The following is an 11556-nucleotide window of genomic DNA, read 5'->3' on the forward strand; positions in this document are numbered from 1 at the left end:
GCTGGAAGTTGGGATAATTTTTGTATTTCTATCTTTAATTCCTTTATTAAACCTCAAACTGCTTGATTAATTTTATACTTGCGTTCTCATCTTTAGCTATTGGTTGCTGTAATTGATACTAAATATCAAAGGCTTGTTACAGATATTTTGGGAAATAATCGTCAAATGACTTACTAGCAATCTTTTTGAGATATCTCATCAAGATGAATTCTCCTGCGAATCAATATTTTATTTGTAAATAAAATCACTCCGTACTTGAATATAATTTTTAGCGATCGCACTTTTTTTGTCCGACCTCACAAAATCGCATTGCTCCCAGTCCGAGGCAACAAAGACCGAATTCTTTGGTGGGTAGAGGATGAAGTAAAAAGCGAACGCTAACCTGTAATGGGGTAAGATAGGTATTGAGCCGAGATATGAGTAAAAACCTGCAAGATGATCTGAAAAGCCTTGCTGTATATATGCGCGTCCACCCAGTTGTCTAAGTACTTTTCGGGCTGTTTCAATCTGATACCAATATTTGTCAATAGCAGTTAGTGTGGGCAGGCAAATTAGCTGATCGTAGTCTGCCATTACCGAAAGGTTGAACAGGTCTAAACGCGCCTCGTAGAAGTTAATCGGGTCGTATTTACCTACTTTGAGGGCTGATAAGGCAGTATCAGAATTGAATTTGAATGTATAGTTTGTCTCCATGATGCACCCTTAATAGCTACTTTTTACCACACCGCGCACGTACATTTGACCAGTTCAGCACTTAGTCGCCATAGAGTTCCGAGTCTAAGTTGGCAGCTAGGGAGGCGTGAGATACTGCACCAATGAAGTTTGCCAGGGGGTCGCTACTGGAATTGGGAAGGTTGGGATCTGGTGATTTCTGAGTACGTGCAAGCTGTTGAACATACCGCAACACGTCTTGTTGGTGCTGCTCTGGCAGTTGTTCAATCGCTTCAAAAATTGCTTGTTTGGTTGTCATAGGAATGACTTAATATTGCTTGATTCTATAAAGTCTACTGCTGAAATTACTGTCTTAGCTAGAACTTCTCCTCATCTGATACACTTCAATAAACTGGAAAGTAAAACCGAGCCGGTTGACCAAAGATCATCGTATCTTCTAGGAACGAAAGCCAGTGTCAACTTCTGACCCTCCATGCCGCATTATCGCCCTGTTTAACCAAGCGGGTGGTGTCGCCAAATCGACACTGACCCAAAATTTGGGATACCACCTAGCACGACGAAAACATCGCGTTCTCCTCATCGACGTAGACCCCCAAGCGTCCTTGACCAAATTCATGGGGTTAGTGCCATCTCAGTTACAAAAAACCGTTGCTGATGCCATTATCGATGAGCAGCCCTTACCAATTCATGAGGGCATTCACGGCATGGACTTGGTTCCAGCAAGCCGAGTCTTAAGTGGAGCCGAAATGCAGTTAGTCAGTGCTGTGATGCGCGAGTTGCGCCTTAAGGAAGCCGTTGAATCTGTTCTAAATGAATACGACTTCATTCTTATAGATTGTCCCCCCAGCTTAGGATTGCTTTCCTATATCGCCTTAGTCGCGGCCACACACGTACTCGTTCCCGTTGAAACCCATATAAAAGCCTTCGAGGGAACAGACGAACTTTTACAAACTATCACCCACGTAAAAAATAAAGCCAACCGTAAAATCCAAATAGCAGGGTTTGTTCCCACTCGGTATGCTCAACAGAATTCAGCCGATAAACGCGCATTGGCAGCTATCCAATCTCAACTTTCAGCTTGGGGTCGGATCTTCCCACCCATCCCTAGAGCTACCGCTTTTGTCGATGCGTCAGAAGAACGTGCGCCCCTAGCAGTATTTGACCAAAAACATCCTGTAGTCGCTATTCTTGAAGAAATCGCCAAGGCTTTGGAGGCTTTATGAACCGACGCAAACAAACAGACAAACCTTTTGGGGGTCAAATTACAACTCCACCACCTGCACCTTGGTTATCCTCCCCAGATGCCGAGTTGCCAGCCGCTACTGAAACTCAAATCCAACTCTCAGATATAGTTCTACCCCAACAGCAGCCCAGACGATACTTTGACCCACAAGCATTAAAAGAATTAGTCTCGTCAGTCAAGCAGCATGGCATCCTTCAACCTCTGTTGGTGCGTCCAATAGGCTCTGGGAAATACGAATTAGTAGCAGGAGAACGACGCTATAGGGCAGGACTTGAAGCTTTGCTTGAAGTCGCGCCTGTGGTTGTGCGTGAGCTATCTGATGACCAAGCGTTTCAGTTGGCTTTGATTGAAAACCTGCAACGAGAAGACCTTAACCCTGTTGAAGAAACTGAAGGGATCTTGCACCTGTTGGCAATCCGGTTGCATTGCGATGTAGAAGCCGTCAAATCCTTGCTGTACCGAATGAAAAACGCTCACAGCAAGGGGGAACAGCCGTCAAAAGACTCATTAAATGAATCTAGGAAAAACGTTTCTCCTAACTCAGATAATCCACAATCTGAGAACAACATTTCTGACCAGTTAGCCGAGAAAAATGAATCTAGGAAAAACGTTTCTCCTAACCCAGATAATCCACAATCTGAGGACAACGTTTCTGACCAGTTAGCCGAGAAAAATGAATCTAGGAAAAACGTTTCTCCTAACCCAGATAATCCGCAATCTGAGGACAACATTTCTGACCAGTTAGCCGAGAAAAATGAATCTAGGAGAAAGGTTTCTCCTAACCCAGATGAAGAACAAGTGAAAACGGTACAAGAGGTGTTTTTGAGCCTGGGACTCATGAATTGGCTATCGTTCATTACCACACGCTTACCTTTGCTCAATCTGCCCGAAGAAATTTTAATAGCACTGCGTTCCGGGAAACTGGAATACACCAAAGCACAAGTCTTGGCGCGGGTAAGAAATAATGAAATCCGAAAAAAACTTTTGTCCGAAGCGATAGCATCGGATTGGTCTTTAAGCCAAATCAAAGAAAAAATCACAGCTTGGACGGATGATGAACAAACATCCTCATCTAAAACAACTAACCAAATACCAGACCGCCTCCAAAATATCACCCAGCGCATTAAGAAGCGTCAGCTTTGGAAAGAACCTAGAAAGCAAAAGCAGCTAGTAAACCTTTTAAACAAGCTCGAAGCCTTACTAGGGGATGAGTGACTTGGGGTAAATTCTCAGGTAATCTCTACTTTTAGAGTCTTTTTACCTGTGATTCATGATTGGGTGCGAGGGGAGAAACAGAGATGGCGGAAGATTCACAGATTCGAGAATTACTCAAAGCTTGGTTAGATTACATCCACGTCGAAAATTTGAGTAATGCCAAAGTAGAAGCTGACGATTCAGAACAACCGAACATCTGGGACTCTCTCGTAAATCTGGTAGGCGATAAATTATTAATAGACGAGTCTTTATTTAAAAAACTAAAGCAACCGTTTAAAAGTGCAAAGAACTTTGAGCAAACAAAATTACCATCAATTGCTGTAGCTTTCCCGCAGCAATATATAGTTGAATCGAATCACCGTCAATTTCGCCCGTTGTTCACTATCAACATTTCGACAATATTTGCATCACCGTTACACGTTGAGGAGGGATGACTGTAAAAGCCGAGTTTGCCACCAAAGCTTTTATATTCTGAAATGAGATTGAGGTTATACATTAATTGTATTTTCAATCCTTGAGCGATCGCCAGAGAAAGATTATTTTATCGTGGACTACCTGGTAATTAACACGCTATAGCGAGCGCACAATATGTCGCAGTTGCAATAGCTTTGAAAACCGAAACCAAATTGCGATCGTTAGTTGGCGATTCATCGTGTCTGAACTCGCTATGCCAACAGGATAATGAAACCAACACACAATTAAGCGCCTAGTAGGTTCATAAGCCAACAACCATGTTTTTTCGTAGCGCACCAAATCACTAATCCAAGGTGGATCTATGTTTTCTTCTTGAGTAACTCTAGCGATAAAATTAGCAAAAGCGATCGCATCTTCCCTGTGTTTTTTGATTCCTTTTGGTACATGGGTTTGAGCATATCGCCAAAACAAGGCAGTAAAATTTTTACCCAATGTCCGCGCAGTGCGTGGAAGTTGTTCGCGTACTTCCCTTAACCGCTTCCACTTTAGAGAATTGGCAAAGACGTTTACCTCTTGTGCTGAAACTTGAGCTAACTTTTGTGCTTCATCACAACTCAGCTCCAACTCTGCACCAACAGTTTCTGGATTAGCAAAGAAACGCTCTCTAAATTCCGTATTAGTGTAAAGTTGGGCTAAAACTTCCTGGGTTTGTGCTAACCCCATCTGCCATAACTCCTGCTAATTTCCCGTGCTTTTTGCAGTTCTTTTGTCAATTCTGCAAAGGGTGGTAAGTTTTCATCTCGTTCTAGAATAATTCCTTTAACTGGAACACGGGCAACAACTTCCTCCATAAGTTGCCATACTTCCACTGGCGTGGATTGCGAATGGCTGTCAATTAATACACCATCATGCCAATGCCCACCAACAAAATGTAATTGTACGATGCGATCGCACGGTAATTGTTGCAAAAACTCATGAACATCATACCCATAGTTCACAGCATTAGTGTGGAGATTCGTTATATCTAATAACAGTCCACAATCAGAACGTTCTACCACCTCGGCTAAAAACTGGGCTTCAGTCATTTCTGCACCTGGAAGAGTCACCATGTAAGTGATATTTTCTAGAATCAGTGGTACATCAATCCAGCGACGCACCTCGGCAATATTGCGACAAAGTACTTCCACAGCTTCTTGAGTATAAGGTAGTGGGGACAAATGCCCGATATCAATTCCACCCGCTTTTGTAAAGCAGATATGCTCACTCCACCAAGGCGGGTTGAGTTGCTTAATTAAAGCTGCAAGTTTGCGTAAATAATCTGTATCCAAACCTTCAGCACTGCCTAACGAAAGATTAATCGCGTGGGGAATTATCGGGAAATGAGCAGCAAGCAATTCTAACTCCTGCTGTTTTTGCCAAGATGCATCTAGATAGTGTTCGGCAACAATTTCTAAAAAGTCAACCTGCTGACGGTTGAGAAACAGATCGCTTTTAAACGGTTCCCGAAAACCCAACCCCACGCCTAAACTAGGGAGATGAGAAAGCATTGCTGTTAACCTCCTCCACAGCCACCACCACCGCAGGAACTGCTGCTACATGAGCTACTACTGCATGAGGAGCCACTGTCAGAACTACTACTACATGAACTGCTACTGCATGAGCTATCAGACGAGCTACTACTGCACGAGGAGCTACTCTCAGAACTACTACTACATAAACTGCTACTGCATGAGGAGCCACTGTCAGAACTACTGCTGGACGAACTACCAGACGATCTGCTTCCCCTACTAGCTGTTCTAGAAAATGTTGGCGGAAAAAATGCTTTGTAGTATGAGTTATAAGAGGTTCCAGCCAGTGCCTCAACGCCAAAGAGTGCCACCACTAAGTTGTAGTCAAATACAGAAGGGATCTCATTTTTTACCTTCTGCTGCAATCGGGAAAATGTTGCTTGAAGTTGTTGCAGATACACTTTTCCTCGCTGACTTAGATGCGATCGGTTACTGACAAACCCCTGTAGGAGGTCACTGACAAACCCCAGTAGGAAGACAATGTAAAAGAAGCTAATTGAAACTAAAAAACTTTCCTCATGGCCTCCTTTACCCAAGACTATGAGCAGCTTATAGCCCCACAAACTGAAAATAATCATCGCCCCAATCAAGACAACTATGATATTCCTTATTTGCCACTGGAAAGCATACAACAGTTGCTCATTTTGCAGTTTCTCTTCATAAGCATTGCAGTATAACTGGATGCTCTTGGTTGCCAACGAAAGAGATGTTTTCGCTGTGGATGAGGAAGACAATCGATCAAATACCTCACGCTCTATAGGCTGTAGCTGAGATACATCAGGATGATTTGCTACTTGGCTGATGGATTGTTCACTGACTTGCAAATAACCCCGAACAATCAAGTCAAATAAAACTACATTGGCGATTCCTGTTTCTTGGGAACGCAAATAAGCGATTTCGTAAGGATCTGGTTCAGCAGGAATTAACGGCAGAGGCTGGTTTTTCGTTGGATCTTTTATTAGCTGCCAGCAGACTACCAAAGTTATCCCAATCACAGAGCAATAAAACAGTAAAAAGTCTACTCCATACATATCTGCAATTGGATTATGCAGTAATGCATTCATTGCCTTTACTCCTTTACAGGGAATTACTTAAAGTTGAGAGAAATTAAATGTCTCAATGTTTGCAGCGTTTTTTTTAGAACATTTGGCTTTCTCGAATTTTTGATTTACTCAACCGCACAATTATAGCACACACTAAATTTTACCCTCCTCCACAGCCGCCACCACGACCACAGGAACTTATGTATCATTAATTTCTCCATACTCCTTGGATGAATTTTACTGGTGAATACCTACAAACTCATTTAGGGATATTACGGAAATTTTCTGGATAAAAAACGCTGAAAAATCTTAACTTACTTCCATTAGACATCTCCGAAAACTGCCCAAGTATCTCTGTGACTAACTTATAGGGTGCGATCGCCAGTGAGAGCAATCAGCTAGTTTCGACGAGAGAATAGGAGTTTGAGATGTTTGTTGTTAATAATCCGACAAAAAAACGTGGCTATGTGCATTCATTTTCTCTCAGGTAAATGCGTATATTTCTGCTGGTAATACAAGTGCCCCAATTCGTAATCTTACTACTCCACAAATTGTCAAAATTACTTGTTCATACTTTTTAGGATTTAACCGAAATCTTTCTTGAACAACTCGCGCATATTTTTACAGAACGAATAGGATTCTCTTCAATATGATTCAGTATATCGCTCATGTCTCTGTGTCAAAAAAGCTCCTTGATGTTCTTTTACCACAGAATGTTACTATTTTGGAGATGTCTCATCAAATCGATTAGCAGATATAAGCGTGCTGATTCCTAAAATTTTGGCAATTGTTGACACCGTACCAAAGGGTACAGCAACGGTAGTGAGTGAATAAAATCTCATCTAGGTATTGAGTCAAAGCTCTCTTCTTCTTCAGTTGCCGGTGTTTAACGTAACCACACTTCCTGCAATCACTTTCCAGTTGTTTTCAAATAGCTTCCAAACCCTGAGATAGCGGAATTTGCCATCAATTTCTTGCCCTAAATAGTTTCCTAGTATCTCTACCGTGACGGCAACAACAACGTCGTCTCCGACCATGTTTAGCATTAGATCACTTGATTCAAGTGTATGCAGGTTGATGTTTCCCGAACGGTAATTTTCCAGATCCATCGCTTTGGTTGCCGTTTCGCCACTAGGCCCGTTAAACAGAAGCTCATCGTGAAGCAGTTGATCCAAAAGTTCCACGTTATTGGTTTTCATTGCTGAGAGGAGTTTTTTCTCGTTATCGATGACCTGGGCTTTGTGGGTGGCATCCATGCTTTTTGTTGTTGAATTTGACCCTAGATGAATTCATGGTACAGGGTGTGAAGCAAGCGTTCAAGGGTGGCTAGATTATACCTGCAATTGGTAATCGCGTTGCAAGCATAAGCAGGTTTAATCATCCAACGTTGGAATGCGGGTTGTAGCGATTGCGATTGATAAGTTGGAATTGATATCGAAAGTGAGCGTTGGGGGAGCTAACGGAGTTACAATACTTTGGGTCATCAATTACACGTTTTAGTACAAACGTGTAATCCCCTAGAAAGTAGAAAACATGAAGGTTAGCGGCAACGGACAAGGCAAAATACTAAGCCAAGACGAATTAAAGCGATTATTCACGGAGGGATTTCTCACTCCCCGCGATCGCGCTCTGTTTGGGATTTGCCTTTTCACTGGTTGTCGCGTATCAGAAGCACTAGCACTCCAGACGACTGATATCAAATCTGGTGCTATCACTTTTCGCAAGTCTACCACCAAAGGCAAGCATAAAACCCGGATTGTGGACATCCCACCAGGGCTAGCCGCAATGCTGACCGAATACCAGCCCAAACCGGGGGCAATGTTCCCAGGTATGCGCGGTGTAACTGAACGTCTGACCCGATTCATGGCAGACAAGATTCTAAGAGATGCCTGCAAGCGGATTGGGGTAGAGGGAGTCAGCACCCATTCGTTTAGGCGAACTGCCCTCACGCAAATGTCAAGCGCTGGGATACCTTTGAGAACTATTCAAGAAATCTCTGGTCACAGCGACCTGGGGACGTTGCAGCGTTATCTGGAGGTCACGCCAGAGCAGAAGCGAAAAGCCGTTTCAGTGATTGGGTTCTAAATATGAAGCTGTTCAAGAGAAAAGCTTAAAAGTTTAGCGAAACAAATAAATTATTCAATAGATTACAGCAGCAGACCTGTTAAAATTTTTCAAGAAATTTTTAACTCAAGCACTTAGTCTAACCACATTAAATTTTTTAGCTCGTGCCATACTTCTGTAGACTTATTTTCCAATCCGCCAAAACTCTGGGAGAGATGTGTTTACCCCTCTCGTTGATTAAGGTATCAGCCATTGTCGTCACCTCTATCACTGTTTTGTGTCCTGTCTCTACCATCTCAGCTAATAATCGCAGTGTTCTGGTGTAGGCAACACCGTATGCCTTGCAGGTTTCAATAACTAGCCCATCATCACTAGCACAAATCAGCAATTGATGACGGGCAATGGCAATTGTAGATCGATCCGCGACACTCAAAAGGGGCGCTCTAACGTTAAATTCCAGAAAACTGGCAAACATCTCTTCTGTGGAAAGAGCCAGAGGTGTTAAGTATTGGTTAGCAGCTTGACGAGTTTGGGTTTCCAGTTGATCTGAGTCTAGAAGTTCCTGGGCAATGTACAACGGGCTGTAGTGCTGTTGTAGCCACCCCCACTCGTTCAGCCAGCGAAAATCAATGAGTGCTGTTGCGTCAAGAATTGTTCCGTTAAGCGACTGCATAAACCTCATTTTCTTGACGACGCACCCGCAGTTTTTCAACAGTTAAGTTGAGAAGTTCTGCTGCTTTCATCTCTGAAATCTTGCCCAATTTTAAGGACTGCCAAATTAGAAATTCATAACGTTCATTTTCTGGATAATCATCCGCAGACAGTGCTGGTGGTAATTCCATTGAGTTTTGCAAAGATGCACCATCATGTTGCTTTTTATAAATTGCACATATTTTGGCTTTCTCTTTAGCAAAATCAATGATTCCCATTTCTGTTAAACGATTCAAGATAACTAAGTAACTCACCCGAAAATGCCGTTTGAGTTTGACAATATCTTGGGTAAGTGTATACATTCGCTCAAATTCAGCTTGAGGCACAAGTAGATGACTAGCAAAGTAATTAGCTACTTTTTCTCGTGCTTTTTCTTCTTCTTTGGTTCCTTCTTCAATTAGAGTGTTTTGGTACTCTACACGATGGAAGATAAGGTGTCCAATTTCATGTGCAAGGGTAAATAATTGACGTTCAATGGTGATGTTATGGGTATTGACCAAAACAAAAGCACCTTCAATATCACTACAAGCACTAAGACCAAAGAAATTTTTAATAGGAATGGACTGGCGTAAAACTTTTAAGCCGATTTCTTCTACAGACTGAAACAGGTTGGCAATAGGAGCATCTCCCAAGCCCAAGCGATGGCGAAACAAAGCAGCTATTGCCTGAATGTGCTTTTCGTTGCCTTCTACTTGATGGCAAGGTGTACTTTCTGGGGTGTAGGTCGGTAAGCCAACGGCTTGTTCTAGGGCGTTATAAGTTTGCAGCATTCGTAGCATTTGGGCTGCAAACTGGGCATTTTTGTCGAATGTTACATAAGCGCGGAACCGGAAGTTGGGTAGTCCTTCACCTTGTGAGCGTAGCAAGTCATCGAGTGTAATGCCCAAAGCATTCGCCAGAGCAGAAAGGATTTTGCTGTCTGGTAAAGTTTTGGCGTTCTCGTAGTTATTAATACTCTGGCGAGTAACCCCTGCTTGTTCTGCAAGTTGCTCTTGAGACAAGCCTAGACTTTTACGGTAGCGGATCAGGTTGCCAGCGATGATCTCTTTCATAGTTGAGTTGCCCTTATTCGCTGGAGGACTAAAATATGTCAAAGTAGCTAATTCTATATTCTTTAATTATACTCAAAAAAGTAAAAGCTGTTTGACATATTTGAAAAAGTAAATTTATGACTATCACAATCGGAAGATGGGAGTTTGAAGGGCCATATTCATATACAAACTACCTATATGACCATTCGGGCGTTTACGCTATTCTCGATAGAAGGACAGATGGCATCGACTATGTGATTGACGTGGGTGAGTCTGCCTCCGTTAAGACAAGAGTTGAAACTCATGACCGAGAAAACTGCTGGACAAGAAACCAACAAGGGACTCTTGCAGTTGCAGTTCTCTACACACCACATCTTCAACAAGCGGGAAGACGGATAATTGAGCAGGAAATCCGAAGTTTGTACCCACCTGCCTGTGGAATTCGGTGAGGCAATTAAGGGAGCATTGGAGTCATGATAAAAGTTAGGGAGTCTATGAAAATAGACCACCGTAGTGACGGGACGGCTTATTTTCACAGATCCCCAGCTATAATTGTGATATGGAGTGAGATTTTGCTTCTCCTCGCAAGCGAAGGGTTGGTCGCAGGTTCGATTCCTGCCGGAGGTGCTTGCCTCCGTAGCTCAGTGGATAGAGCAACCCCCTGTTATCCAAGTTGGTGTCGCTTCACAGCCAGCTTGCAGGTTTTTCTCTAAATCAGCACTCATTTCCCTCGGTTGATTATCGTACCTAACTAATAATCTATAGGTGTAGCAGCTTGTCATTAGATGTAACAACCTGCAATACGGGGTAGTGTTACGGAAACTGTCACCAGGGGCAAAGTAATGAATAAAGTACCGAATTTTATTGAGGAGTTGGAACTTTATACACTTTGATTCTGGTTCAGTGAGTAAAAAGGGTTGAACAGCACATAAAAATCGCTCTTTAGTTCCGACTCCAATTAAAATCGGAACTTTTTAGCAATGGTAAGCGATCGCTATCCCAAATCATCATCGAAGCTGAAACGCTTATCTCATAGTACTTACAGGCTACTTTGGGGCATACAAGTTTGGATACCACGAGTAAATATCTGCACGTTAGCCCTGATAGAAGTTCTGGAGAGGTTTTAGTTAAACAATGGATATAATAATTATATAAAATATAACCTATTCTTAGGTTATGCAGGAGTTATGTTAAGCTCAGTCCCATAATTTACTTGTAAACTCGTACTAATGGTAACCGTTCACAGGATAAGAAACGCTACAGTCAAAAATGGGTTACTGAGGTGGTAGATTAAGAGGCATGGATGAAAACTGCCTCGCCTACGGAATTGAAATTTCCGACTCAGATTGGGAAAAGACTCCAGCCAGCATCAAACAACTGGTGGAGAAAATGGGGCAGCATATAAAGCAATCAGAAAAAAGGCTGGCGGAACTTGAGGTCAAATATCAAGAGTTATTAGAAAAAATCAATTGCACATCAAAAAATTCCAGCATTCCCCCATCGTCAGATCCACTTCATGCGGAAAAAAAACCAGAAAAAAACAAGAGTGGTAAAAAGCGAGGAGGGCAACCAGGACACAAGGGTCATAGTCGGTT

General features: G+C 42.5%; 15 protein-coding genes and 1 pseudogene. 6 read left to right on the top strand and 10 right to left on the bottom strand.

Translation table 11 applies throughout. The features are described from left to right. Positions 1-228: 228 nt before the first annotated feature. On the bottom strand, positions 229-693 hold the full coding sequence (locus tag F8S12_RS40540) for a hypothetical protein (protein ID WP_230967982.1): 465 nt from the start codon (positions 691-693) through the stop codon (positions 229-231). 61 nt (positions 694-754) lie between these two features. Next, positions 755-970 (bottom strand): hypothetical protein, encoded by a 216-nt coding sequence (locus tag F8S12_RS12745; protein ID WP_196516643.1) that lies wholly within the window; start codon positions 968-970, stop codon positions 755-757. Between the two features lie 154 nt (positions 971-1124). On the opposite strand from F8S12_RS12745, the gene F8S12_RS12750 reads away from it, so the two are divergent. The 3 genes from F8S12_RS12750 to F8S12_RS12760 all read left to right on the top strand — a co-directional run bounded on the left by F8S12_RS12750 (position 1125) and on the right by F8S12_RS12760 (position 3564). Beyond that, the gene (locus tag F8S12_RS12750; protein ID WP_196516644.1) at positions 1125-1895 is read left to right on the top strand and encodes a ParA family protein; all 771 of its coding nucleotides are present in this window, start codon (positions 1125-1127) and stop codon (positions 1893-1895) included. Continuing rightward, positions 1892-3130: a ParB/RepB/Spo0J family partition protein gene (locus F8S12_RS41985; protein ID WP_196516645.1), complete on the top strand. Its 1239-nt coding sequence runs from the start codon at positions 1892-1894 to the stop codon at positions 3128-3130. Before F8S12_RS12750 ends, F8S12_RS41985 begins: the two co-directional genes overlap by 4 nt. Positions 3131-3213: 83 nt before the next feature. Further along, positions 3214-3564 carry a hypothetical protein gene (locus F8S12_RS12760; RefSeq protein ID WP_230967984.1) on the top strand — a complete coding sequence of 117 codons (351 nt, stop codon included), beginning with the start codon at positions 3214-3216 and terminating at the stop codon, positions 3562-3564. On the opposite strand, the pseudogene F8S12_RS40550 reads toward F8S12_RS12760, so the two are convergent. The 5 genes and pseudogenes from F8S12_RS40550 to F8S12_RS12780 form a co-directional block, all read right to left on the bottom strand. Then, positions 3537-3626: pseudogene (locus F8S12_RS40550) on the bottom strand (S-formylglutathione hydrolase); the annotation flags it as partial. The gene F8S12_RS12760 and the pseudogene F8S12_RS40550 overlap by 28 nt on opposite strands. Before the next feature lie 74 nt (positions 3627-3700). Further along, entirely contained in the window at positions 3701-4267 is a 567-nt protein-coding gene (locus F8S12_RS12765; protein ID WP_196516646.1) for a hypothetical protein, read from the bottom strand. Further along, a complete protein-coding gene (locus F8S12_RS12770; RefSeq protein WP_196516647.1) occupies positions 4258-5091 on the bottom strand; it encodes a DUF692 domain-containing protein in 834 nt (277 codons plus the stop codon). The genes F8S12_RS12765 and F8S12_RS12770 overlap by 10 nt, the downstream gene beginning before the upstream one ends. A gap of 5 nt (positions 5092-5096) precedes the next feature. Further along, positions 5097-6176, bottom strand: a complete 1080-nt coding sequence (locus tag F8S12_RS12775; RefSeq protein WP_196516648.1) for a TIGR04222 domain-containing membrane protein — start codon at positions 6174-6176, stop codon at positions 5097-5099. Positions 6177-7027: 851 nt separating this feature from the next. Further along, the gene (locus tag F8S12_RS12780; protein ID WP_196516649.1) at positions 7028-7411 is read right to left on the bottom strand and encodes a nuclear transport factor 2 family protein; all 384 of its coding nucleotides are present in this window, start codon (positions 7409-7411) and stop codon (positions 7028-7030) included. 277 nt (positions 7412-7688) lie between these two features. On the opposite strand from F8S12_RS12780, the gene F8S12_RS12785 reads away from it, so the two are divergent. Beyond that, complete coding sequence (locus F8S12_RS12785; RefSeq protein WP_196516650.1) at positions 7689-8240, top strand: tyrosine-type recombinase/integrase; 552 nt, start codon at positions 7689-7691, stop codon at positions 8238-8240. Between the two features lie 136 nt (positions 8241-8376). Here the strand turns inward: F8S12_RS12785 and F8S12_RS12790 are convergent, their stop codons facing one another. After that, on the bottom strand, positions 8377-8892 hold the full coding sequence (locus F8S12_RS12790; protein WP_196516651.1) for a hypothetical protein: 516 nt from the start codon (positions 8890-8892) through the stop codon (positions 8377-8379). Beyond that, positions 8879-9982: a helix-turn-helix domain-containing protein gene (locus tag F8S12_RS12795; RefSeq protein WP_196516652.1), complete on the bottom strand. Its 1104-nt coding sequence runs from the start codon at positions 9980-9982 to the stop codon at positions 8879-8881. Before F8S12_RS12795 ends, F8S12_RS12790 begins: the two co-directional genes overlap by 14 nt. Positions 9983-10098: 116 nt before the next feature. Between F8S12_RS12795 and F8S12_RS12800 the strand changes: the two genes are divergently transcribed. Continuing rightward, a complete protein-coding gene (locus F8S12_RS12800; protein WP_196516653.1) occupies positions 10099-10410 on the top strand; it encodes a hypothetical protein in 312 nt (103 codons plus the stop codon). Positions 10411-10602: 192 nt separating this feature from the next. On the opposite strand, the gene F8S12_RS12805 is transcribed toward F8S12_RS12800, so the two are convergent. After that, complete coding sequence (locus tag F8S12_RS12805) at positions 10603-10743, bottom strand: hypothetical protein (protein ID WP_196516654.1); 141 nt, start codon at positions 10741-10743, stop codon at positions 10603-10605. 517 nt (positions 10744-11260) lie between these two features. Between F8S12_RS12805 and F8S12_RS12810 the strand changes: the two genes are divergently transcribed. Further along, the coding region (locus F8S12_RS12810) for a DUF6444 domain-containing protein (protein ID WP_196515634.1) at positions 11261-11556 on the top strand (296 nt) is incomplete at its 3' end.

The sequence above is a fragment of the Nostoc sp. WHI genome (assembly GCF_015714725.1).
Taxonomy (GTDB): domain Bacteria; phylum Cyanobacteriota; class Cyanobacteriia; order Cyanobacteriales; family Nostocaceae; genus Nostoc.

Excerpts from the sequence above, each read along its gene's own strand:
- F8S12_RS40540 (WP_230967982.1), bottom strand. The coding sequence starts at position 693 with ATGGAGACAAACTATACATTCAAATTCAATTCTGATACTGCCTTATCA.
- F8S12_RS12745 (WP_196516643.1), bottom strand. The coding sequence starts at position 970 with ATGACAACCAAACAAGCAATTTTTGAAGCGATTGAACAACTGCCAGAG.
- F8S12_RS41985 (WP_196516645.1), top strand. The coding sequence starts at position 1,892 with ATGAACCGACGCAAACAAACAGACAAACCTTTTGGGGGTCAAATTACA.
- F8S12_RS12760 (WP_230967984.1), top strand. The coding sequence starts at position 3,214 with ATGGCGGAAGATTCACAGATTCGAGAATTACTCAAAGCTTGGTTAGAT.
- F8S12_RS12765 (WP_196516646.1), bottom strand. The coding sequence starts at position 4,267 with ATGGGGTTAGCACAAACCCAGGAAGTTTTAGCCCAACTTTACACTAAT.
- F8S12_RS12770 (WP_196516647.1), bottom strand. The coding sequence starts at position 5,091 with ATGCTTTCTCATCTCCCTAGTTTAGGCGTGGGGTTGGGTTTTCGGGAA.
- F8S12_RS12775 (WP_196516648.1), bottom strand. The coding sequence starts at position 6,176 with ATGAATGCATTACTGCATAATCCAATTGCAGATATGTATGGAGTAGAC.
- F8S12_RS12780 (WP_196516649.1), bottom strand. The coding sequence starts at position 7,411 with ATGGATGCCACCCACAAAGCCCAGGTCATCGATAACGAGAAAAAACTC.
- F8S12_RS12785 (WP_196516650.1), top strand. The coding sequence starts at position 7,689 with ATGAAGGTTAGCGGCAACGGACAAGGCAAAATACTAAGCCAAGACGAA.
- F8S12_RS12790 (WP_196516651.1), bottom strand. The coding sequence starts at position 8,892 with ATGCAGTCGCTTAACGGAACAATTCTTGACGCAACAGCACTCATTGAT.
- F8S12_RS12795 (WP_196516652.1), bottom strand. The coding sequence starts at position 9,982 with ATGAAAGAGATCATCGCTGGCAACCTGATCCGCTACCGTAAAAGTCTA.
- F8S12_RS12800 (WP_196516653.1), top strand. The coding sequence starts at position 10,099 with ATGACTATCACAATCGGAAGATGGGAGTTTGAAGGGCCATATTCATAT.
- F8S12_RS12805 (WP_196516654.1), bottom strand. The coding sequence starts at position 10,743 with ATGACAAGCTGCTACACCTATAGATTATTAGTTAGGTACGATAATCAA.